We start from the raw sequence: 24252 nt of genomic DNA, 5'->3' as shown, positions 1-24252 counted from the left end.
CCCTTCGTATAAGTACTTATTTATTATAGCAAAATTACGATTGGAAAGAAGTTAAATCATATATTCGTCCTTTGTTGTTTCCAGTGTAGGGAAGATTTAGTGTGTGGAGAATTCTGTTTACAACCATACCCGACGAAACATTGAGAAACTCTTTCAAATTACCATTCGTACATGTCTTACTAATGAGCAATGCATAATCTCGTATAGCATCCACATGTGCCACTTTTGAAAAATCTTTACAACTTGTACAACGCCAACCCTTCTTAACTTTAACCATTGGAATAACTAAGCATTTCTCACATTGTACTCCATTTAGCAACTCCTCTTTTTCTATTTTATATTGCTCAAGTATATTTTGTTGAAGTGGAGAATGCTCCGCTATTATTTGATGAATGAGCCTATCTACATTATCTATAACTTTTCTCTTATATTTACTTTCAAACCACTTTATTTTATGAGGTAAATTGGCACTATGAATAATTGTATGAAGAAGATTATCATCTGAAAATTTTATAATGGTACGAGGCGAGCTAATAACAACGAGGGACTCAATTGGAAGACTAGAGGAAAATCCATGTGAGTTTAACCATTTCTTTAGTTGTATTTCTTGCCTTTTTATTTGTAAAACCGGATCTGGAAATCCCTCTGAATTTCCTTCTGTTATTCGGATAAGTTGATTAAACTTTGCATCAAACATTAATGTACCTGCTATATTTTTTATCTCAAGAAAAAGAAGAAACTTTGTGGAAAGGATAATAGTATCAATTTGAAAGTATTTATCATAATTACATAAGCGAACATCATGTAAAACACTATACTCTTTCTCAGAAATAAAACTAAGCGGATAATCAATCGCTTGCTCTCCTTTATACCCCGCCATGTGTTTTGCCAAGTTTTCTCCAATTAAATTTCGTTTCGGATGATGTACAGGTAACCTTCTAAGAAGTGCTTCTAACTGTCTTATATAAATCGGCATTTTTCTCTCTTTCACAATCACCTCAAACACCCCTTTACAAATATATCAACGATTTTTTCAATATATCTATCACAACTCACAATATATCAACGATTTTCTCAATATATCTATCACAACTCACAATATATCAACGATTTTTCCAATATATCGATTGGTCGACAATATCTGACACTACCTCACTCCAATCACTCACAGCATATCCTAGAAAAACATCTTCAGCAAAAACTTAAAATCGCATTTCCTCATAAAAAAACATAACCCGCTCCTCCAGCAAAGGTATGATTTTTAACCCTGCGATGCCACTCTATCTATAACCTTGCTGTGAATTCCACAAAATCCATTTGTACTTATACCAACTTTCACTTTTTTCACACTGAAACTATATCCGTTAAAATCGTTTCATACCGTTATTACTTCCGCATAGCTACAATTTATATAATAACGGTACAGTACAAATAACGTGCTGAATCACTAAGTATGGGGGAATAACGATGAACGAAGCGTTACTATTAGTAGACATACAAAATGATTACTTTGAAGGCGGCAATATGGAATTACATCAACCTGAAAAAGCCGCACAAAAAGCGAAAGAAGTTTTGAAAGTATTTCGCGAAAAACAGAAAACAGTTATTCACGTACAACATATCGCGAACAATGAAGGAGCTACTTTCTTCTTACCTGATACAGTAGGTGTTCAAATTCATGATGATGTACAACCGATTGTTAACGAAAGAGTCCTACAAAAACATCACCCCAACAGTTTTTTAAGAACAAATTTATTAGAAACATTAAAGACAGAAAAAATAGACCAACTAGTCATTTGCGGTATGATGACTCATGTATGTATTGATGCAACAGTACGCGCTGCCAGTGACTTCGGATTTCAATGTATTGTAATTGAAGATGCTTGTACAACAAAAGATTTAGAATTCCAAAGAAATCTAATCCCCGCAGTACACGCTCATCAATCGTTCATGAGTGCATTAGAGTTTGGTGATATTTATGCAACAGTCATGTCAGCAAACTGTTTTATAACCAAAAGCAAATAAAGAATTACAGTTCCATATGAAAAAAGAAAGGATAAGTATCTTATTCTTTCTTTTTTTCCATTGTCTTAATGACAGTATTTATACGATAATCACCATAATGTAAAACATCTGCAAGAGTCTCTTCTAATTGCTGATGCGAAGATGTGTGAAGAGTCATGACATAGCAACCATCGCCGCTTATACGATACATTTCAGTAATTACGTCCGTTTTTTCAAAAAAATTTTGAATTTGATTATGATAATGCGGTGCATGCAAAAATAGTGTAACAAAGGTCATAATAGATCCTTCTAGCTTAGCCCTGTCAATATTTATCGTATATTTTTGAATGACACCTGCCTCTTCTAATTTATTAATTCGCTTCCCAACAGCCTGACCAGTCAAATGTACTATCTCCCCAATTTCCTTCCAGTTCATTCTAGCGTTTCCTTGTAGTAATTGTATAATCTTAAAATCTGTTGAATCAAACATGGGCATCCCCTTCCTATACGAAACGAATTCTATAAAATCTTCATTTCTCCTACAGTTTTTCTCAAAAGTTTTGCACTACAATCGATTAGCTCTATTAGCAATTACATTATTGTTAGTGGCTTTCCTTCTTCTTTACAATGTATTTTTTGGATTACTCGTAGGTACTACAGCAAGCTAGCAATTTTTTATAAATATGAACAAATTTTAGGAATTAGTTTATCTTTTTTTAATGTTTTATTTAGAGGCAGTTTATAGTCGGGTATTAACATAAGAAACGTAGCAACTAAGTTCATATATGACGCACTGCTACTATAATCGCTAACCGTACTACTTGAAATCATAAAATAAGGAGACGATAAAACATGAACAAAAAAGCAAAAGCACTATCATCCGTATTGCTCGGATTCACATTAGCATTAACAGGGTGTGCTGGTACTAAAGCTGAAGAAAATCATGGGAAACAAAAACAAGAACAAGTTGCTAAAGAAACAAAAAAGGAAAATAAATTAACTAAAGGGCAAAAAATGGCTAATATTCTTAGCGAGACAAATTGGCAAGGTACACGAGTGTATGACAAAGATAAGAATGACTTAACAAAAGAGAATGCAAACTTCATTGGTCTTGCAAAATATGATGCGAAGTCAGGCAGATATGAATTTTTTGATGCTAAAACAGGTGCAAGTCGTGGCGATAAAGGAACCTTCTTTGTCACAAATGATGGGAAGAAGAGAATATTAATTTCAGAATCAATGAAGTATCAAGCTGTCGTTGACATGACAAAACTAAACAAAAATGTATTTACTTATAAACGAATGGGGAAAGACGCTAACGGTAAAGATGTAGAAGTTTTCGTTGAACATGTCCCATATAAAGAAAAAGAACTTTCTTTCACTGATCCGGACAAGCAGCTGAACACGACTACAGGAGATATTGTTAAAAACGTTGATGGAGATAAAATTTTGGGCGGTACCCTTTGGCACGGAACAAAGGTATTAGACGAAGCTGGTAACGATGTAACACAGTTTAATTCGAATTTTATAAGTTTAGCAAAATTTGATGACAAATCTAATAAATATGAGTTCTTCAATAGCGAAACAGGTCAAAGCCGCGGTGATTATGGCTACTTCGATGTTGTACACGAAAATAAAATAAGAGCCCATGTTTCAATTGGAAATAATAAATACGGTGCTGCTCTTGAGCTTACTGAACTAAATAAGAATAAATTTACGTATAAAAGAACTGGTAAAGACCAAACTGGTAAGGATATAACTATATTCGTTGAACATGAACCTTATAAAGGTGATATGAAACCACAATTTAGTTTTTAATTGATTTGATTAAAAATCTACTTTTTATATTCGAAACATGAATTAGTATACGCTGACCGTTTTGTTCAGCGTATACTATTTTTTACATTGAATAACCACTACAGCTCATCAATTACTTTCGTTAGCTTTTGAAGCGCTGATAAAAGGTTTGTTAACTCTTCAGGTGATAAACTTGCATAATATTTTTCAGAAACCTGTTGCATATATGCGTCCATTTCTTTTTTATATAACAAGCCTTTCTCACCTAATTCAACTGAAAATGCACGTTTATCTTCTGCATGTTGCCTTCTGAAAATATATCCTTCCGTTTCAAGTTTCACTAACTGCTGGCTAATGGCACTTTTCGTCACATTCATTTTTTCAGCTAACTCTTTAGGAGTGGATGATGGGTACCTAATAATTAATGTTAACAACGTATATTGCTGATTATTTAAATTAAAATTCGTATAAGATCTTTCTTTCGTTTCAAGTAATATCCATAGTTCTTCAAGTGTTTGATTGATTTCCTCAGCTATATTTTTATTTATCATACTTCTCTCTCTCACCTTTTCTTCTCCAATTTTTCGGGTTTAAATACTTTTTATATTTTGCCACCACTTCTTTTCCAACAAAGACAGCACCTATCAAAAATAGAATTTCTCCTATTACTATACACCCTGGAATGACAATGGTCTTTACCTGCGTCGAAAGTGAAGTAAATGGTATGATTAAAGCACTTCCCCAAAGTAGAACATATATGATTAGAAGTCCTATTCCAATTTTAAAAAGCAATGGCTTTTTTTGTTTATTTTCGTTTGAAATTATTTCTTTTTCCATTTCAAAACCCCCGAATACAATTTGATTTAGTTTACTTAACTAAACTATATATCAAGATTGATTTGATTGCAAGACTTTAAAATGTATTCACTAAAATTGCGTTTACTTGAATTCCAACCACATATTTTGAAAATAATTTTATTTGTATTCCCTATAAAAAAACACTTCTTCCGTGGAAAAAGTGTTTTTTTATACTTAATGACTAATACTAGCTGTTGGGTATAATGTTGTTCCTCCAATTGAAACTTTTATTTCATTTGTTAATGGAACGTTTTGTTCATTAATAATTGTTCTCCACCATTCCCATGCAAGACCTGTACATTCTCTTGCTACAATTTTTATATTTTTTGAATTCGGTGGAAGAGGGATAACTGTAGAGTAATGAGCCGTTTTGTCTTTTCCACTACCATCCCACGTTTTATGTGTTAGTACTTCGTTACCCTTTTGATCAAATGTGAATTCATCCCAAGATACATCAAATTGAGCAACGTAAGCACCGTAATGATCAAGTGTCATTTTAGCACTTGAATATTCTGTAGTTGTCGTCTCAATATAATCTGTATTGTTATGAACAGCAGCAGTTGCATTATCTTTTAAGAAAGTACTTGTATATGAAATTGGGTATGCTGGATTTTTAAGACTTAATTCAGCATTATCTTTAATAATATTTCGGATTTCATTGAAATCTTTAGTAACAACCTTGTTATGTTCTTTCGCATCTCCGCCTAATACTACAGCAGTAAAGGTACTTTCTTCAAAAATATCTTTATACTGTCCACTTGTTTCAACGCTGTTATTCTTAAGTAAGGCTTTAAAAGCAGCTTGTACATCTTTGCTCTTAGATGTTGTTTCTAATTTTACATAAATCGTTCTACCATAAGCTACATTTGAAACCATAACAGGTGGAGCCGAATTATTTACGCCTTTTCGAGTTAACTCGTCAAAAGTAACGCTATTATCAAAAAGGTCGGATGGATTGTTAGGTAGTTCAGCACTTACCGTATAAAATATTTGCTTATACGCCGCTACCATCACTTTTTTCTCTCCATTTGCAACCGCATTAAAATCAATATTTAGACTGTTATCAAGATATTTAGCGTTAACATTAAGAGCACTTGCAATTTGTGATTTACTATAAACCATAGATTCCGTATACTGCATTCTTGCAGGTAACGTATGTGTTGTAGAATACTTTTCATTCCAAGTAGATACTAAATCGTCTACTGCTCCAGCTACATTACCATATGTCGGATTTTGGACAGTGATTGTATTTTCTTTTCTCATGCCCGGTAAGTCTATACTAATATTCAAAGGCTTTCTCTTAGCCACTAATAAACTCGGTTGATTGTCTGCAAAAGCTTTATTAGCAAGTTGTACAGCTCCTGGATACGTGCGATTCACCACAGAATCAATAATTGAAATATCGACTGGTGACGTTGTAAGTGATTTTTTCTCGCGTTCCACTACTACAAATTTACCATTTGAATTGATACTTTCTTTCGGAACAAAACTTTCTACTTTATCACCATTTACAGCTAAAACCTCTTGATTATTATATTTAAGATTTGCTATACCAGTATCAATGCCACTAGCATTTTTGGTTACATCAGTTGCATTACTTGCTTGTGTTTCTGCGAAGGAAATAGATGAATAATTAATAGTGCATAGACTAACTAATAAACATGCAAGGAACTTTCTTCTTTTAGTGTTTTTCTTAATATTCAGAAAAATCACCCCGTTCTTTTTTTAGTAAAATATGATAATGATTGATAAATGATTGCTAACTAATAAATTTACATAAATGCTTTTAAAAGTTCTTGAATTAACGGGATTACGCCACCTACAAATTTTAAAACTGCCATTGCGATTTCCATATTATTTCCTCCTTTTTATTGCTACGAAAATGTGATTTATCTTTATGCCCTCATTATAGTGACCCCTTACACTTTTATCAATACACTCTGATATGCAATATTACATATACAAAAAACAAGCTGAATTCTTTTGAAAAATTATACAGAGATATTTTTTCGTTTGGTACATACTTGAAAAGGTGAAGCATTCTTTTGCATTTTATGAGTAATCACATAAAAAAAGCTGCTGCCTATAAAATATAGACAGCAACTTCAACTAGAGTAGCTTGCATAATCTACGCAAGACATTTTATAACTAATAAACTGCGATCGGCCCATAAGGACCATTAATAATTTCTATTTTTGTTTCAAAAATATCTGTCAAAAGTGTTGGGTCCATAACTTCTTCTACTGTTCCAAAAGCAGCAATTTGTCCATCTTTCATAGCACAAATTTTATCCGAGTATTTAGCTGCAAAATTTATGTCATGCATGACAGTCAAAATTGTTCGTCCAAATTCATTAGCTGCACGTCTCAAATGCTCCATCATTTGAACAGAACGAGCAACATCAAGGTTGTTCAGAGGTTCGTCCAAAAGTACATATTCCGTCTCTTGGCACAATACCATCGCTACATATGCCCTTTGTCTTTGACCACCAGAAAGCTCATCTAAATATCTATTCTCTAAACTAGTTAAATCTAAGAAATCGATATATTTAGAGATGATAGCCTCATCTTCTTTAGTCAATCTTCCCTTTGAATAAGGAAAGCGCCCAAATCCAACTAGTTGTCTCACAGTAAGCCTAGTTACAAAATGATTTTCTTGTCGCAATATAGTCAAAACTTTTGCTAAATCTTTTGATTTGGATTCAGAAACATCCATATTTGCTACCTGAATTTGGCCTTCATCCATATCTAAAAGTCTGCCAATCATCAAAAGTGTTGTTGACTTTCCAGCACCATTTGGTCCAATTAAAGAAGTAAAGCCTGCTTTTGGTATTTCAATATCCAAAGGTCCTATTTTTACCTTATCAGTATAGAACTTTTTAACATTATCGATTTTTATCATAAAGCCCTCTTCCTTAAAACTATAGTTAAGAATATGATTCCACCAAATAATTCAATAATAACTGAAACTACACCTTGAGCATGGAATACATGATACATTAAAAAGTATGCGCTCGTCATTATTAAAAATCCTATAGCAAAAGCCATCGGAAAAATATATCTATGATCATAAGTTGACGCTGCCTGATAACTCAAAGTTGCCACTAAAAAGCCGTAGAAAGTAAGTGGCCCAATTAGAGCTGTTGAAATGGACATTAAAATAGCTACTAATACAAGCGTATAAATTACACTAGGTTGGTATTTAACTCCAAAAGAAGTAGCAACATCTTTTCCTAGTGACAAAACATTCAAATTCTTAGAATGAGCAAAAATTAATACCGCTACAATTATGATCATAGGAATTACAATAGGAAAATATGCAGGATCTGCATGATTAACAGAACCAAATAATCTTGCTTGTAAAATATCAAATTCTGAAGGCGCAAGTAGTTTTCTCATGAAAGTTGACACAGAATTTAGCCCGGTACCAATAATAATTCCAACTAAAAGCATAAGTTGTAAATTCCCGTATTTACCGGAAAGTAACCATCCATAAAGTATTAAACTCATGAAGACCATAACAACAACTTGGAATAAAAATGAGCCAATTCCATTAAAATTTATTAACGCACTAGCACCAAAGAAGAATACTGTACTCGTTTGAATTGCTGAATAAAGTGATTCGAAACCTAAAAGTGAAGGAGTAATAATTTTATTATTCGTAATAGATTGGAAAGCAACTGTCGACAAGCTATGGCAAACCGCAGCAATAATCATTGCAACAATAGCTACTATCCTTCTCTTAACAACTGGGATAAAAGAAGGTGAATCTATCGGAACTGGATTGTTATACACTAAAAGGCCATATGAAGAAAGGAGACCTAAACCAATCAATGTTATCAGTAAAATCCAATAACGCCTTGCTTCCTTCTTAGAACGAAAAGCGCTAGCTGATCTACTTTCATTATGAAGGCTAGAATCGATTTCGACATTTTCTTTTTTTCTATATTCTAATGTGATCATCGTAGCCTCCTTGGTTTTCTTTGTCTCAATAAAATAGTAATAAACACGACTGCTCCCACTGTTGCAAGTATTAAAGAAACAGGTAATTCAAAAGGCTGTATAATTGTTCGAGAAATGATGTCACAGGCAGTTATTGATCCCATTCCGATCACACAAACCCAAGGTAAATTACTCCTAAGATCATCACCTCTAAACATTGAAACGATATTTGGCACAATTAATCCTAAGAAAGGTAAGTGTCCAATAACAGCTGCAACAATTCCAACTGCAACAGAGATAAGAGCAGTCCCAAAAAGAACAATTCTATTGTAATTAACTCCAAGACTTGTTGCGACATCTTCTCCTAGTCCAGCTAAAGTCAATCTATTAGCATACATAAAAATAAGAAAAGTAATGATAACAATCAGCCATAAATATTCATATCTTCCCACCTGAATGTTAGCAAATGAACCTACAAACCAAGTTTCAATACTTTGCGTCTTTTGAAAAAGGAGTCCTAAAAAAGTAGACACTGCAGAAATTACTGCTCCAAGCATCAATCCAATAATCGGAACAATTAAAGACGAACGAAGCTTAACTCTTCTTAAAAATAGAAAGAAAATCATAGTTCCTATAAAAGAAAAAATGATTGCACCAGTCATTCTTTGAACTAAAGTCGGGGCAGGAAATAATAAATATACAAAAAGCAGGCCTAAGCCTGACCATTCAATAGTCCCCGTTGTAGTAGGTTCAACAAAGCGATTCTGTGTAATGAGTTGCATTACGAGCCCTGCCATCGCCATCGCAGCTCCAGTAAGCATTAATGCAGCTGTTCTCGGAACACGAGTTATGAAAAACATCTCTGTCCCGTCCTCTTGTCCACGTATATCATAAACTCCAGTAAACAGTGATATAATCCCTAAAATTATAACAACTATAACTGCTATTATAAAAGGTTTTGTCCATATTTTATTTTGATTATAAAACTGGGGTTGAGAAATATTCTCAACCCTAGAAATCATATTTTTTGACACTGTTTCGTACCCCTTTACACTACTTAGCTAAAGTTTTTGCCATATTTCCAAATAACTCTATATAAGTTTGAATTGATTCATTTGTGTAAGTATCTTCTGGTGCATAAATAACTTGTTTTTTAGAAACAGCAGTTGTGTTTTGAAGAGCAGGTGATTTAGAAATAACATCCTTAGCAGGTGTTGACTTAGCTGCATCAGATGTTGCAGCATCACGATCTAATACGAAAATCCAATCAGGATTTGTTTGTGCAATAGCTTCAACAGAAACGTCATCACCTTTATGACCTGCAGTAGAATTTGAAACTTCTAACGCTGGAGTCCAACCGAAAATTTCATACATTGGTCCCCAAACGCGACCAGAATGTGGAGCAGCAAAACCAATATTACCACCAGTAACGATAACACTCATAACTTTATCTTTTCCGTTATAAGCAGATTTTGCTTTTTCAATAGATTTATCAAAATCAGCTACTAATTGTTTAGCTTCTTTATCTTTATTAAAGATTTTTCCTAAAGTAATTGTAGAATCTTTAAGTCCTTTTACTAAGTTTTCGCCAGGCTTAGTAGCTTTCTCAGAAACATCAAAATTAAGATCAATAACTGCTGCATTTGGTACTAATTTTTTGATTTCTTCGTAATGGTCAGCAAATCTTTGACCAACGATTACAAGGTCAGGGTTTGCCGCTGCAATAATTTCTAGATTTGGTTCACGGTGATTCCCAATATTTTGAACTTTTTCATCCTTTTTATATGCTGAATCAGCAGGCATGATATCCTTTGGAGCAGCCGCTAATTTAATTCCCCAATCAGATAAAGTTTCAAAAGTTCTGTTATCCAAAGCAACTACATTCTTTGGGTTTACAGGGACTTTAACAGTTCCATGAGCATCAGTGATTTCAACCGTTTTTGGCTTATCACTACCATTATCTTTATTATTAGCCTTCGAAGTTTCTTTACTTGAATCTGAGCAAGCTACTAACATTAAAGTGAAAACTGCTAGAATACTCACTAATTTTAAAAGCATAGATTTTTTCATATGTATACTCCTTATAGTGTGATTTATTTCGAAAATGATGACATCCATAGATTGAATTAGAAGGTAACTTTTATTCAATTGAATCGCTATTGATAATCATTTTCATTTGAACATCCTGTTAATTAGTATAGTCATTAATTCTGTGAAAATCTTGTGAATGGTGTGAATTCATAAAATCAGGCATAAAAAGTAATATGTGACGTCAGGCGTGTTGATTAACCATGATTTCCTCTACAAAACACGCTCATTAATAGCTAATATTTTCGTAATCCATTTTTTCACGTCTTTTAATACTTCTAAGAAACTATTTGATTATCATATTTAATAAAAAAATGAGTAAAACCGAATGAAATAATTTTACTCATTTTTTATTATCTTATTTTTATCAGTCAATCATTGAATAGCCTCTGCCATGTATCGTTTGAATATATCTGTCTTTCTTCTCGCACTTTAACTTTTTTCTTACATACCCAATATATAAGTCTACTACATTTGGATTTACTACTACGTTATATCCCCATACTTGATTCAAAAGCATTTCACGGCTCAATATTGTGTTTTTATTCTTGATTAAAAATACAAGTAAATCGTACTCTCGCTTAGTAAGCGACAGGTTTTCGCCACCTTTTTTCACAATATTGCTTGATGCATCAACAAAGAGATCTTTAAACTGAAAAAAGTTTATCTCCTTTTGCTGGTTACAATCACTTCTCCTTAAAATTGCTTGAACCCTTGCTACTAATTCTTCTTTCGCAAATGGTTTTCTGATATAATCATCTGCTCCTGCTTGTAACCCTGCTACGCAATCCTTGCTAGAAACATTGTCGGTCACAATAATGATCGGTGTCGTTTTAACTAATCGTATTTGTCTACAAATTTCTGGTCCGGATATACTTAATGAATCCCAATCCAATATGATAATATCCCAATCTTGTTCATATATTATATTTAAACCTTCGTTTTCATTGTGAAGTTTTAAAATGAAATAGCCTTCTTGCGTTAGACCGCTTACGATTTTCTTCGCTAAAGACCGTTCATTCTTAATTACTAAAACCTGCTTCACCGATGGTTCACCTCTACTTCAATATAACTTAGTTAGATAAAAAATTATCCCCAAAAAACAATTTAAGATTTATAAATTTAAAACTCCTAAATAATCCATTAAAACAGTTTATTAGGAGAACTCTATATAATCTTACAATAGGTATGGATAAAAACACAAAACATATAGAGATTTGAATAAAGTGAAATTTTAATAAAATCTCACCAATTGGGCGTTTACGGTCAGCTATAGTATCTATCTGCTTATCATCAATAACTAGTTCTTCATTTTCTGTTTCAGGGGTACCGCCCGATTCCCATCAACTTAAGCATTTTATAAAACCACAAAATGAAAAAACGGTATTCTTTCTATTACTTTAAATCTAGAAAACAAATCACTTCAATGTTTTCTGAATATTATGGGAGGATGTAAATACTGTGAACACTGTATATTTAGTGTTTAGTTGACCTTATAATAAAAAAAAGCGCGCTAAATTGAATTGAAAGGTGCAAAAACATGATTACAAATCAACAATTAGTAATAAACAATTTGGAAGAAAAATTAAAAGTATTTACTCATACAGTTAGTGGAAAACTTACAAAGGAAGAAGATTTCATCATAGCAAATACAGAAATTCCTACTGATACATTCAATGTTGTATTGCCGAAATCTCCAAATATCAAAAATGCAGTTAAGATTAGACATGGAATCGATAATTTTTCATATAAAAAATATCCCTTTAGTATTTGGATTGATGCTCAGTATTTAACTGAGGATTGGACAAAACTTATGCAAGAATATGACCTAAAAGAAGCGGAACGTAATGTAATGATGAAACTTGAAAATACTCTTAATGTTGATCAAAGAATTTCCCATCAACTTATGATTACTAATGTGAAAAATAATGAAGAACTTTTAAAATATATAGACGTATTCATGAGCTTATTTGAGGGTACACCAGAAAAAGATGCATTAGAAAGTTATTTTAATAAGTTTTCACAAGTAAAATTAGGTTCAGAAGTTCAAATGTTTATTGGATGCATAGATGACATGCCTGTAACTACTGGTTTATTAATAGAAAGCAAAGATAGTTATGGTATTTATGATGTGATGACAAAAGAAACATTTAGAGGTAAAGGAATTGGCAGTGAAATGTTTCAATTTCTTCTAAATCAAACAACAGATAAACAAAAACCAGTTGTATTACAGGCTTCAGATGATGGGAAAAATATCTATAAGCGATTTGGATTTATAGATGTCGGAGAAATGGTTGTATTTGAATAAAAGGTTTTCTTATTAAGCTATAGGGTAGAATTGTTGAGCAATATAGATAGGAAATGATCCAACTTTTTATAAAAGAATAAACCAATTGAAAATATTAAGGGCGTGTTTTGAACAAACTTTTTTCAAAACACGCTTTTTTCTTTTTGTTTGTTTATCAAGGTTATTTGCTTAACTTGAACAAACTTTATTCTAAAACAACATGAATTATTAATTAATATCACTTTGAAGAAGCATATCTTTACATAACAAAAAAGAAGCATAAACCTGCACATCATGCAAAGTTATGCTTCCTGTTATACAAAATAAAAAAACCACCAAATATGTATTGGTGGAGACGGTGGGAGTCGAACCCACGTCCAAAAATATCGGCACTTAAGCTTCTACGAGTGTAGTCGATATATTAGCATTTCGCGAACTCTTCGGCCTATCGACAGGCTTCCAAGTTGCTAGTCTGATTGTTCTCTTCCTTCGCCCTCAGACGGCGAACTCCGGCGTAGTCCACTTAGTTTGAGTCCCTTACCCTACCACATGGACGATGGAGGGAGGAACCTTTAGTGCAATTAAGCAGCTAAAGAAAGATTGTTTTGTTTGCCAATTATAGGCTTTGACGTTTTAACGAGGACGATCCCCTCGACTCGCAACCTAAGCTCGAACTATCCCTGTCGAATCCGTAACGTCCCCATGATAAAAATGGAGCATACGAAGAAAATATCGTGATAGCTACTAAGAGCTGTTTTTCAATGTGCAACAACCTTACATAAGTTATTATATCATACGCGCGCCGTTTTACAAATGTAAATATCTGTATTACATCTTTTGGCGATCACGGAACACGCGTGCAATTTCACGTTTTGCTTCTTTCTCTTTTAAATCGTGACGTTTATCGTATTGTTTCTTACCTTTTGCTAAACCAAGTGCCATTTTTGCAAATCCATTTTTCAAATAGATTCTAAGTGGAACTAATGCGTAACCTGTTTCTTTTGCAGCGCCCGCTAGCTTATCAATTTCTTTTTTATGAAGAAGTAATTTTCTCGTACGAAGTGGATCATGGTTGAAACGATTCCCTTGTTCGTATGTATTAATGTGCATATTATGAACCCATACTTCACCATTATGTACACGTGCAAACGCATCTTTCAAGTTCACGCGACCAGCGCGAATCGACTTAATTTCCGTTCCTTGAAGGACAAGCCCTGCTTCGTATGTTTCTTCGATGAAATAATCATGAAATGCTTTTTTATTCTGTGCAATAACCTTACCTGTACCCTTTGGCATATAACGTCCCTCCTCTATTTTTACTATTGTAACAAATGTAAACAAAAAGCGAAAGTGGCTCGCTCTCAAGCCACGAAGAAAAAAGAAAACGGCCCCGCTTTTCATCAAAGCGAAGCCACTCTTTTCTTACTTACGCTTTTTCTTTTTCTTCTTGAATCCTGGTACGTTTTCGAAAAATCCTTTTTTCTTCTTGCCGTTACCATCTTTTTTCCCTGGCTGACTTGCGGATGCGGATGTGGATGCGGATGTGGATGCAGATGCGGATCCTCTTCCTTTTCCTTTGCCACCACGGTCAAATTTTCTACCTGTGCCACGTTCACCGCCACGCTCATTACTGCGCTCGCTACGTCCACCGCGTTTCTTTCTGCCTGTTCTTGGCTGCTCGATAACGACTGGACGATCTTTGAACTTACGGCGAGGTGTGCCTTTCATACCAACGATTTCAAAGTCGATTGCACGCTCGTCTTTATTTACGTTAATAACGCGAATTGTAATTTCATCACCGATGCGGAATACGTTACCTGTACGTTCTCCGATCATTGCGAAATGTTTTTCGTCGTAACGATAGTAATCATCCGTTAAGTAGCTAACGTGTACAAGACCTTCAATCGTATTTGGAAGCTCTACAAACAGACCGAAGTTTGTTACAGAGCTAATCATACCGTCATACTCTTCACCGATCTTATCGACCATATACTCTGCTTTTTTCATTTCGTCTGTTTCACGCTCTGCTTCAACAGCACGGCGTTCCATATTAGAAGAGTGCTCTGCAATCTCTGGTAAGTTTTCACGCCATTTTGCTTGTGTTTCACTGTCGACTTTACCGTTAATGATGTATTCACGAATTAATCTATGAACAATCGTATCTGGGTAACGACGAATTGGCGATGTGAAATGCGTGTAGAACTCAGTTGATAAGCCGAAATGTCCTAAGCTCTCCGAATCGTAACGTGCTTGCTTCATAGAACGAAGCATAACCGTTGAAATAACTACTTCTTCTGGCTGTCCTTGAACCATTTCAAGAATTTGTTGCAGCGCACGAGGGTGCACTTCATTCGCACGTCCTTTTACCGCATATCCGAAGTTCGTTACAAACTCGAAGAAACGCTCAAGCTTATCTTCTTTCGGATCTTCATGGACACGGTACATAAACGGTACGTTCATCCAGTGGAAGTGCTCTGCTACTGTTTCGTTCGCAACAAGCATAAATTCTTCAATTAACTTCTCTGATACAGAACGATCGCGCATAACAACATCAGTCGGTTTTCCTTCTTCATCTACTAATACTTTCGCTTCTTTAAAGTCAAAGTCAATTGCACCACGGCGCATACGTTTTTCACGTAGAATTTGTGCCAATTGCCCCATCTCTTTAAACATCGGTACTAATGGCTCATAACGCTTAATTAACTCTTCGTCCTCATCTTCTAAAATGCTTCTTACGTCAGCATACGTCATACGCTCTGTCGTTTTAATCACACTTTGGAAAATCTCGTGTTTAACAACATCACCTAAGTTGTTGATTTCCATTTCACAAGATAAAGTCAGACGGTCTACTTTCGGATTTAATGAGCAAATACCGTTAGATAGACGATGTGGAATCATTGGAATTACACGGTCAACAAGATACACACTTGTCGCTCTTTCCGCTGCTTCTACATCAATTGGAGAACCTTCTTGAACGTAATGACTTACATCCGCAATGTGAACGCCTAGCTTGTAATTGCCGTTCTCAAGCTTCGTTACTGTAACAGCGTCATCTAAATCTTTCGCATCTGCACCATCAATCGTTACAATCATTTGATCACGTAAATCACGGCGATCTTTTAAATCTTCTTCTGAAATCGTTTCTGGTACACTGTTTGCATGCTCCATCACTTCTTCAGGGAATGCTAAAGGTAAATGATGTTTATGAATGACAGATAAAATATCTACTCCTGGATCATTTTTATGACCTAGAATTTGAATAACTTCACCTTCTGCACTTAAACGGTTTTCTGGGTAGCTCGTAATTTTCACAACTACCTTATGACCTTCTACAGCACCCATTGATGCACTTTTCAAGATAAAGATATCACTCGTCCAGCGCTTATTGTCAGGTATAACAAAGCCAAAGTTTTTCGATTCTGTATATGTACCAACAAGTTCTTTCGTTCCACGCTCTAAAATGCGTACAATTGAACCTTCTTGACGTGAACCGCTCGATTGAGAACTAAGTCGTGCTAATACTGTATCGCCATGAAGTGCACCGTTTAATTCTGTAGGAGGGATGAAAAGATCATCGTCTCCCGTTTTCTTCTCGTCTGGTACAACGAATGCAAAGCCACGTGCATGTCCAATTAACTTACCTCTTACTAAATTCATCTTTTCAGGAAGACCGTAACGGTTGCTACGTGTACGAATAACAAGTCCCTTCTCTTCCATCATTACAAGTGCCTTTACAAAATCTTTAAAGCCCTCAGAACCTTCAATTCCAAATGCCTCTTCTAACTCTTGTATCGTTAGCGGTTTATACGCTTCTTCTCTCATAAATAATAACAACTTATCAATATGTTCTTGTGTGATTTCTTCCAAGCAAAAATACCTCCTTTAAAACCTTATATTATTTAGTGTATCCGAAAGATAGGGGATGTATAAAGCGAAACTTCAATACTCCCCTTATGATTTTTACAGTTTTCACAAAAAATTCCTTATGAAAAAAAGAGGCAACTAGATCTTACCAATCTAGTTGCTCCAAGAAGTTATATACATCCTCATGTAGCTCGTCACGTTGTTTATCAAGTGTAATGACATGCGTAGAGTCTTCATACCATTTAATGTCTTTTAACGTAGATTCTACACCGTTATAAATAATGTTAGCACTATCTGTATTAATCATTTCGTCATGACGTGCTTGTACAACAAATGTTGGTGCATAAATCATATCCACATTGTTACGTACGTCAGCAATTAATTGTTGTAATGCTTTTAATGTATTCATCGGTGTCTTTTGGAATTCCAACATTTCTTGTTCAATTTGTTCTGGTGATTTTTGCTCACGTTTTTTATATTCGCGGGCATATGCCAATATACCTTGGTACATCGTTTCTTCGCTCTTAATATACATCGGTGCACACATTGGTACTACACCTAAAACCGGTACTGTATAACCTAATTTTAAAGAAAATACGCCGCCAAGTGACAATCCAACAACAGCAATTTTCTCAAAACCTTTATCTTTTAAAAGCTGATATGCCTCCGTTACATCTTGCCACCAATCTGTAGGGCCTGTATGAACAAGCTCTTCTGGTGGTACACCGTGCCCTTTATAAATTGGCGCATGACAAGTATAGCCTTTCTTTTCTAAGAAACGCCCTAACATACGTACATCAGCTGAGTTCCCTGTGAATCCATGTAGTAATAAAACAGCGCGGTCTCCACCCTCAAATGTAAATGGTTTCGGAGATGCTAATTTCATCATGTACTTCTCCTCTTTCTCTTCTGTAATCTAGTCGTATTCTTTCTATATCTAGTGTACCATATTTACATTTCTATAATCTAATTAGAAACATCTTTCAAATGGCAAAACAAAAAAGAAGAACCATTAGTACATCTTACTAACGCTTCTTCTTTCAATTCTATAAGTTTAAGTACGTAACAGCAATTGTTAATACAAAGAACAATACAGCTAAAACAATTGTAATACGGTTTAATACTGCTTCAATTCCACGTGCTTTTTGCTTACCAAATAATTGCTCTGCACCGCCTGAAATTGCACCTGAAAGGCCTGAGCTATTACTAGACTGCATAAGTACCATAACAATCATTAAAATCGATACAGTAATAAGTAAAACGGATAATAACGTATGCACTTGGCGTACCTCCTACAAAGATTCAGTTATTGTAACTGTAGCATAAATCCTATAGAAAAGCGAGAGCTATAGAGTTGCCCTCGCTTTTCTTCTATTACATAAACATCATTGCAAATAACGGTCCAAGTAAACATGTCAAAATTGCTGTTAATGTCATTGTTACCGATCCAATAACACCTTCATGCTCGTTATTTTTCATTGCTCTCATAACACCCATAATATGAGAAGCACATCCAAATCCGATACCTTTACCAACTGAGTTTGTAACACGGCTCCATTTTAATAAGAGAGGTCCTGTAATTGTTCCAGTAATACCTGCGATAACAACGAAAGCTGCTGTTAAGGAAGGTACACCACCAACTTGTTCAGAAACGCTCATCGCAACTGGCATTGTTACCGATTTTGGTAAAGACGATAAGATTAAGCTTTTATCTGTTCCCATAAGTGAAGCAATAGCAAAATCACTAGCGATTGCGACTGTTGTACCTACTAATACCCCGCCAGCAATCGGTACAACATATTTTTGCAGAACATGACGTTGTTTATAAAGAGGAATTGCAAATGCTACAACACCGGGTCCAAGTAGCTTTGCAATCCAGCCACCACCACTTTCCATATAATGTTGATATGGTATATCAAGCACGATAAATAGGAAAGCCATTAATCCTGTTGCTACAAGCATTGGAATGGTGAATGGTGTTGGAAATAATTTATAGATTTTTTTAGATAATTGATATAATAGCACCGTAAAAAGAACCCAACCGATTCCGATTAATATTTGGCTCATCGCGACTCTCTTTCCTTCCTATTCGCAAGATATTGTCCTGTATGTCCTGCGACAATAATAATTAAAAATGTACTCGCTACAACTGTAATGAAAAGAGAAATTCCTTTACTCATAAAAAAAGCACCGTAATTCATTAGGCCAAGCGTTGGCGGAATTAATAAAAACGGCATAATAGCAACGAGTGTTTCTGCTCCTAAATCGAACCATTTCACTGGAAGAACTTTTAGGCTAAGTAAAACAAGTAAGAGGAACATCCCTATCAAACTTCCTGGAATTGGAATGTTTAACATTTCTTGCACCCAAGTTCCAACCATATAAAACACGTAAAGAGCAGCAATTTGGACAAGAATCTTTGTAAATTTCATGTTCATCATCCCTCATGTTTATACGATCTTCTGTTAATATCTTTATCATAGTATAAATTGTAAAAAGCTGCAATTTATCAACTTGACAGCAAAAACAGCCTATGTTACACGCTTACAACCCTGATATGACTGCATTTTCAAACAAAAATTACGTCAAAAACCTTGACCTAATAAAAAAGTTTTTATTTTCTGAATTTATAAGACTGTTATTTCAATAAAATAATCTTTTTATCCTTAAACTTACATATATATAAAGTGAAACTTTAATCATTGAGGGTTTCCTCATCCCCATTGATCATTCCTCACCAAGCGGGTTTGTACGGGATAAACAAGATAGGTGGTGAACATATGCCCAAAAAAGTTCTCATTTTTTGTGATCCTGGGATTGATGATACGATGGCTCTCCTCTTAGCATTCTTTATCAATGAAATAGAAATCGTCGGTATCGTTGCTGATTATGGCAATGTTCCAAAAAAAATGGCCGTAGAAAATGCTCATTTTCTTACAAGCGAAGTAAAGGGTAGAAATATCAAAATCTTTGGTGGATCAGAACGTCCAATTACTGGTGCTCCTCCTGCTTTTTTTACAGATGTACACGGGAAACAAGGGCTCGGGCCAATTATTCCAAAGGTGAATGTAACTAACGAAGAAATGGAGAATTTTTTTGAAGTTATTCCTCTTATTGAACAGTATAAAGATGAATTAATTATTGTGAGCTTAGGAAGACTTACCTCCCTAGCAATTTTATTTATCGTATGTAAACAATTAATGGAGCAAGTTAAATCCTACTACGTAATGGGCGGTGCCTTTTTACATCCTGGTAATGTTACCCCTATTTCCGAAGCAAACTTTTATGGTGACCCTACTGCAGCTAATATAGTCCTTCAATCCGCAGCTAACATGTACATATACCCATTAAACGTCACCCAATATTCCATCATTACACCAGAAATGGCCGAATACATTGAGGCCAAAGGAAAAGCCCCACTTGTCAAACCGTTATTCGATCATTATTACTACGGATATTATAAAGACGCCCTACCACATTTAAAGGGCAGCCCCTTCCATGACACAATGCCAATACTCGCTTTACTTGATAACTCTATGTTTACCTATCACAAATCACCTATCGTTGTCATGACAGAATCTTATGCACAAGGGGCAAGCATTGGAGAATTTCGCTCTTTAGGAGAACCTAAACCATTTATTGATTGGCCGAGTCATCAAATAGCAATTGATTTTGATTATAACCGCTTCTTCAAACATTTCATGTCACTTATGACAGGTGAACAATTTTAACATAAAAAAACAGACCGTGATTTCTCACGGTCTGTCGTTTATTTTCTACAATTATCGTTTGATGTTATAGAAAGATTTGATACCATCGTAAACAGCGATTTCGCCTAGTTCGTCTTCGATGCGTAATAATTGGTTGTACTTAGCAATACGGTCAGTACGGCTCATAGAACCAGTTTTGATTTGGCCAGCGTTAGTTGCAACTGCGATGTCAGCGATTGTAGCATCTTCAGTTTCACCAGAACGGTGAGATACAACTGCTGTGTAACCAGCACGTTTAGCCATTTCGATAGCTTCGAAAGTCTCAGTTAAAGTACCGATTTGGTTAACTTTAATTAAGATTGAGTTAGAGATACCTTTTTCGATACCTTCAGCAAGTTTTTGAGTGTTAGTTACGAATAAATCGTCACCAACTAATTGTACTTTATCACCGATACGCTCAGTTAATAATTTGTGACCATCCCAGTCGTTTTCGTCTAAACCATCTTCGATAGAGATGATTGGGAAGTCTTTGCAAAGCTCTTCGTAGAAATCAACCATTTCTGCAGAAGTTAAGCCAGTACGGCCTTCGCCTGCAAGGTCATATTTACCAGTTTCTTTGTTGTAGAACTCAGAAGAAGCAACGTCCATTCCTAAGAATACGTTCTCGCCAGCTTTGTAACCAGCTTTTTCGATAGCTTCGATGATTACTTCTAGAGCTTCACGGTTAGAACCAAGGTTTGGAGCGAATCCACCTTCGTCACCTACTGCAGTGTTAAGACCTTTGTCATGTAATACAGCTTTAAGTGCATGGAATACTTCAGCACCCATACGGATTGATTCTTTGAATGTTGGAGCACCAACTGGTAAGATCATGAACTCTTGGAAGTCAACGTTGTTATCAGCGTGAGAACCACCGTTGATGATGTTCATCATTGGAGTTGGTAATTGTTTTGCATTGAATCCACCAAGGTAACGGTATAATGGAAGACCTACGAAGTCAGCTGCTGCGTGAGCTACTGCCATAGATACACCAAGGATAGCGTTAGCGCCTAGTTTACCTTTGTTTGGAGTGCCATCTAATTCGATCATAGCACGGTCGATACCAGCTTGGTCAGTTACATCGAAACCAGCGATTTCTGGAGCGATAATTTCGTTAACGTTGTTTACTGCGTTAACAACACCTTTACCAAGGTAACGAGATTTGTCACCGTCACGTAATTCTACTGCTTCGTGCTCACCAGTAGATGCACCACTTGGTACGATAGCGCGTCCGAAAGCGCCGCTTTCTGTGTAAACTTCTACTTCTACAGTTGGGTTACCACGAGAGTCAAGGACTTCGCGAGCATAAACATCAATAATTGTTGACATAATAAATTCTCTCCTTTTTATATAAGCAAATTATTTAATAATTGTTTTACCTGTCATTTCTTTCGGTTGTTCCACATTTAAAAGTGTAAGCATTGTTGGAGCGATATCTCCTAAAATACCACCTTCACGAAGCTCTACATCATTTTTTGTAACGATGAAAGGAACCGGGTTAGTTGTATGAGCTGTCATAGGACCGCCATCAGCAGTTAACTCCTGATCAGCATTACCATGGTCAGCAGTAATAAGTGCTACACCATCTTTTGCAAGAATTGCTTCTACAACTTTTCCTAAACATTCGTCAGTTGCTTCTACTGCTTTAATTGTTGGTTCCATCATCCCAGAATGGCCAACCATATCACAGTTCGCAAAGTTAAGAATGATAACATCATGTTTATCATTTTCGATTTCATTTACTAAAGCGTCCGTTACTTCGTAAATGCTCATTTCAGGTTTCAAGTCATACGTTGCAACCTTTGGTGAGTTAATTAAGATACGCTCTTCTCCTGGGAATTCAGCCTCACGACCACCGCTAAAGAAGAATGTAACGTGCGGATACTTTTCAGTTTCCGCGATGCGAAGTTGCTTTAATCCCGCTTGCGCAACAACTTCACCTAAAGTGTTATCAAGGTTCATTGGCTTGAATGCCACGTAACCATCTACAGTTTCACTGAAGTGTGTCATACATACGAATTCTGGAATGTGAGGTACTTTTTCACCACGATCGAACTCACGGAAGTCTTCGTTTGTAAATACACGAGCAATTTGAATTGCACGGTCTGGACGGAAGTTATAGAAGATAACTGCATCATCATCATTGATTGTTGCAACTGGCGTGTTATCTTCGTTAACAATTACAGACGGCAATACGAATTCATCATAGATACCGTTCGCATAAGAGTCTTCTACACACTCTTCTGCTGATTTATAAGTAGGGCCTTCACCATTCACCATAGCACTGTAACATTTTTCTACGCGATCCCAACGCTTGTCACGGTCCATAGAGTAATAACGACCAGAGATAGTCGCGAATTGTCCTACTCCTGTTTCTTTAATTACTTCATTCGTTGCATCGATATAACCTTTTGCTGTTTGTGGTCCAACATCGCGGCCGTCTAAGAATGCATGGATATAAACTTTCTCCACGCCTTCTTTTGCTGCTAAGCGAAGAAGAGCAAACATATGGTTCATGTGACTGTGCACACCACCGTCAGAAAGTAAACCGAATAAATGAAGTGCAGTACCTTTTTCTTTTACGCTTTTAATTGCATTTTGGAAAGTTTCGTTCTTATCGAACTCACCTTCACGAATTGCAACGTTAACGCGTGTTAAGCTTTGATATACTACGCGGCCAGCACCGATATTTAAGTGACCAACCTCAGAGTTACCCATTTGACCTTCTGGAAGACCTACCGCCTCACCACAAGCTGTAAGCGTTGTATGAGGGAATTTGTTCCAGTAACCATCAAAATTAGGTTTCTTAGCTTGTGCTACAGCATTCCCGTAAGTTTCTTCACGAAGTCCGAAACCGTCAAGAATGATTAAAGCTGTTGGCTTTCTCATTTTACCGCCCCCAGAAGACCTAAGAACGAAGCAGGCTCTAAGCTAGCACCGCCAACTAAAGCGCCGTCGATGTCAGATTGTGCCATATACTCTTTAATGTTTTCTGGTTTTACGCTACCGCCGTATTGGATACGAACAGCTTCTGCAGCTTCTGGAGAAACAGCTTCTGCAACAACTTTACGGATGTGCGCACATACTTCGTTTGCGTCTGCAGAAGAAGAAGATTTACCTGTACCGATAGCCCAGATTGGCTCATAAGCGATAACAGTTGCTTTAACTTGCTCTTCTGTTAAACCTGCAAGTGCTTTTGTCACTTGACCTGCTACTAGATCAAATGTTTTTCCGCTTTCGCGCTCTTCTAAAGTCTCACCACAACATACGATTGGTGTTAAACCATGTTCAAATGCTGCGATAGTCTTTTTGTTTACTGATTCGTCTGTTTCAGCAAACATTTCACGACGCTCAGAGTGGCCAAGTACTACATAGCCAACTTTTAAGTCGCTAAGTGCTACTGGGCTAATTTCGCCAGTGAATGCACCATTTTTTTCGAAGTGCATGTTTTGTGCACCTACTTGTAAGTCAGTTCCTTCAGTTGCTGCTACAAGGCGCTCTAAGAATAGAGCTGGAGAGCAAACTACTGCATCAACAGCTGAAGCTGCTGGGATTTGACCTTTAACTTCCTCTACGAAGCTAACTGCTTCAGATAGAGTTTTATTCATTTTCCAGTTACCTGCGATAATTGGTTTACGCATGCTTTGCACCGTCCTTTTTCTTT

Annotated in this window: 23 protein-coding genes and 1 other RNA gene; 4 read left to right on the top strand and 20 right to left on the bottom strand. The window is 35.8% G+C overall.

All coding sequences use genetic code 11. The annotated features are described in order from the left end of the window. Nucleotides 1-34 precede the first annotated feature (34 nt). On the bottom strand, nucleotides 35-991 hold the full coding sequence (locus CQ064_RS13065) for a nuclease-related domain-containing protein (protein ID WP_015055209.1): 957 nt from the start codon (nucleotides 989-991) through the stop codon (nucleotides 35-37). A 476-nt stretch (nucleotides 992-1467) separates the two neighbouring features. Here CQ064_RS13065 and CQ064_RS13060 point away from each other — a divergent pair, with 476 nt between their 5' ends. Next, on the top strand, nucleotides 1468-2025 hold the full coding sequence (locus CQ064_RS13060) for a cysteine hydrolase family protein (RefSeq protein ID WP_001001091.1): 558 nt from the start codon (nucleotides 1468-1470) through the stop codon (nucleotides 2023-2025). Between the two features lie 40 nt (nucleotides 2026-2065). On the opposite strand, the gene CQ064_RS13055 is transcribed toward CQ064_RS13060, so the two are convergent. Beyond that, complete coding sequence (locus CQ064_RS13055; RefSeq protein ID WP_000460485.1) at nucleotides 2066-2494, bottom strand: Lrp/AsnC family transcriptional regulator; 429 nt, start codon at nucleotides 2492-2494, stop codon at nucleotides 2066-2068. 362 nt (nucleotides 2495-2856) lie between these two features. Here CQ064_RS13055 and CQ064_RS13050 point away from each other — a divergent pair, with 362 nt between their 5' ends. Then, the gene (locus CQ064_RS13050) at nucleotides 2857-3822 is read left to right on the top strand and encodes a DUF4822 domain-containing protein (protein ID WP_001034144.1); all 966 of its coding nucleotides are present in this window, start codon (nucleotides 2857-2859) and stop codon (nucleotides 3820-3822) included. Between the two features lie 98 nt (nucleotides 3823-3920). Here CQ064_RS13050 and CQ064_RS13045 read toward each other — a convergent pair whose 3' ends face one another. From CQ064_RS13045 to CQ064_RS13005, 8 genes are all read right to left on the bottom strand, one after another. After that, the gene (locus CQ064_RS13045) at nucleotides 3921-4352 is read right to left on the bottom strand and encodes a MarR family winged helix-turn-helix transcriptional regulator (protein WP_000608841.1); all 432 of its coding nucleotides are present in this window, start codon (nucleotides 4350-4352) and stop codon (nucleotides 3921-3923) included. Further along, nucleotides 4342-4638, bottom strand: coding sequence for a transporter suffix domain-containing protein (locus CQ064_RS13040; protein ID WP_000409981.1), 297 nt, complete (start codon nucleotides 4636-4638; stop codon nucleotides 4342-4344). The genes CQ064_RS13045 and CQ064_RS13040 overlap by 11 nt, the downstream gene beginning before the upstream one ends. A 195-nt stretch (nucleotides 4639-4833) precedes the next feature. Further along, a complete protein-coding gene (gene alo / locus CQ064_RS13035) occupies nucleotides 4834-6372 on the bottom strand; it encodes an anthrolysin O/cereolysin O family cholesterol-dependent cytolysin Alo (protein ID WP_000576726.1) in 1539 nt (512 codons plus the stop codon). 435 nt (nucleotides 6373-6807) lie between these two features. Then, nucleotides 6808-7560, bottom strand: coding sequence for an iron ABC transporter ATP-binding protein (locus CQ064_RS13025; protein ID WP_000590061.1), 753 nt, complete (start codon nucleotides 7558-7560; stop codon nucleotides 6808-6810). Next, nucleotides 7557-8621, bottom strand: a complete 1065-nt coding sequence (locus CQ064_RS13020) for an iron chelate uptake ABC transporter family permease subunit (protein ID WP_000631247.1) — start codon at nucleotides 8619-8621, stop codon at nucleotides 7557-7559. Before CQ064_RS13020 ends, CQ064_RS13025 begins: the two co-directional genes overlap by 4 nt. Then, the gene (locus tag CQ064_RS13015) at nucleotides 8618-9634 is read right to left on the bottom strand and encodes an ABC transporter permease (RefSeq protein WP_000042077.1); all 1017 of its coding nucleotides are present in this window, start codon (nucleotides 9632-9634) and stop codon (nucleotides 8618-8620) included. Before CQ064_RS13015 ends, CQ064_RS13020 begins: the two co-directional genes overlap by 4 nt. Nucleotides 9635-9653: 19 nt before the next feature. Next, nucleotides 9654-10670 carry a siderophore ABC transporter substrate-binding protein gene (locus CQ064_RS13010; RefSeq protein WP_000749445.1) on the bottom strand — a complete coding sequence of 339 codons (1017 nt, stop codon included), beginning with the start codon at nucleotides 10668-10670 and terminating at the stop codon, nucleotides 9654-9656. Between the two features lie 385 nt (nucleotides 10671-11055). Beyond that, on the bottom strand, nucleotides 11056-11733 hold the full coding sequence (locus tag CQ064_RS13005; protein WP_000815803.1) for a response regulator transcription factor: 678 nt from the start codon (nucleotides 11731-11733) through the stop codon (nucleotides 11056-11058). A gap of 495 nt (nucleotides 11734-12228) precedes the next feature. Here CQ064_RS13005 and CQ064_RS13000 point away from each other — a divergent pair, with 495 nt between their 5' ends. Beyond that, nucleotides 12229-12996 carry a GNAT family N-acetyltransferase gene (locus CQ064_RS13000; RefSeq protein ID WP_000632238.1) on the top strand — a complete coding sequence of 256 codons (768 nt, stop codon included), beginning with the start codon at nucleotides 12229-12231 and terminating at the stop codon, nucleotides 12994-12996. Between the two features lie 326 nt (nucleotides 12997-13322). Here the strand turns inward: CQ064_RS13000 and ssrA are convergent. From ssrA to CQ064_RS12965, 7 genes are all read right to left on the bottom strand, one after another. Further along, nucleotides 13323-13677: a transfer-messenger RNA gene (ssrA, locus tag CQ064_RS12995) on the bottom strand. 126 nt (nucleotides 13678-13803) lie between these two features. Then, a complete protein-coding gene (smpB, locus tag CQ064_RS12990; protein WP_001123920.1) occupies nucleotides 13804-14271 on the bottom strand; it encodes an SsrA-binding protein in 468 nt (155 codons plus the stop codon). A gap of 126 nt (nucleotides 14272-14397) precedes the next feature. Further along, entirely contained in the window at nucleotides 14398-16842 is a 2445-nt protein-coding gene (gene rnr, locus CQ064_RS12985; RefSeq protein ID WP_000391340.1) for a ribonuclease R, read from the bottom strand. 142 nt (nucleotides 16843-16984) lie between these two features. Beyond that, nucleotides 16985-17725, bottom strand: a complete 741-nt coding sequence (gene estA / locus CQ064_RS12980; RefSeq protein WP_000761986.1) for a carboxylesterase — start codon at nucleotides 17723-17725, stop codon at nucleotides 16985-16987. 160 nt (nucleotides 17726-17885) lie between these two features. Next, nucleotides 17886-18119 (bottom strand): preprotein translocase subunit SecG, encoded by a 234-nt coding sequence (secG, locus tag CQ064_RS12975; RefSeq protein ID WP_000557266.1) that lies wholly within the window; start codon nucleotides 18117-18119, stop codon nucleotides 17886-17888. 94 nt (nucleotides 18120-18213) lie between these two features. Then, nucleotides 18214-18906: an LrgB family protein gene (locus CQ064_RS12970; protein ID WP_000078304.1), complete on the bottom strand. Its 693-nt coding sequence runs from the start codon at nucleotides 18904-18906 to the stop codon at nucleotides 18214-18216. After that, entirely contained in the window at nucleotides 18903-19271 is a 369-nt protein-coding gene (locus CQ064_RS12965) for a CidA/LrgA family holin-like protein (RefSeq protein WP_000673222.1), read from the bottom strand. Before CQ064_RS12965 ends, CQ064_RS12970 begins: the two co-directional genes overlap by 4 nt. Before the next feature lie 348 nt (nucleotides 19272-19619). On the opposite strand from CQ064_RS12965, the gene CQ064_RS12960 reads away from it, so the two are divergent. After that, a complete protein-coding gene (locus CQ064_RS12960; protein WP_001125071.1) occupies nucleotides 19620-20570 on the top strand; it encodes a nucleoside hydrolase in 951 nt (316 codons plus the stop codon). Nucleotides 20571-20621: 51 nt separating this feature from the next. On the opposite strand, the gene eno is transcribed toward CQ064_RS12960, so the two are convergent. The 3 genes from eno to tpiA are packed head-to-tail and all read right to left on the bottom strand — an operon-like array spanning nucleotide 20622 to nucleotide 24229. Continuing rightward, nucleotides 20622-21917: a phosphopyruvate hydratase gene (gene eno / locus CQ064_RS12955; protein ID WP_000103951.1), complete on the bottom strand. Its 1296-nt coding sequence runs from the start codon at nucleotides 21915-21917 to the stop codon at nucleotides 20622-20624. 30 nt (nucleotides 21918-21947) lie between these two features. Beyond that, the gene (gene gpmI / locus CQ064_RS12950; RefSeq protein WP_001231158.1) at nucleotides 21948-23477 is read right to left on the bottom strand and encodes a 2,3-bisphosphoglycerate-independent phosphoglycerate mutase; all 1530 of its coding nucleotides are present in this window, start codon (nucleotides 23475-23477) and stop codon (nucleotides 21948-21950) included. Further along, on the bottom strand, nucleotides 23474-24229 hold the full coding sequence (gene tpiA, locus CQ064_RS12945; RefSeq protein WP_001231038.1) for a triose-phosphate isomerase: 756 nt from the start codon (nucleotides 24227-24229) through the stop codon (nucleotides 23474-23476). The genes gpmI and tpiA overlap by 4 nt, the downstream gene beginning before the upstream one ends. Between the last annotated feature and the right edge of the window lie 23 nt (nucleotides 24230-24252).

The organism is Bacillus sp. MYb78 (assembly GCF_002975115.1).
Taxonomy (GTDB): Bacteria; Bacillota; Bacilli; order Bacillales; family Bacillaceae_G; genus Bacillus_A; species Bacillus_A cereus.
This window is presented reverse-complemented; position numbering and strand designations above follow the sequence as displayed.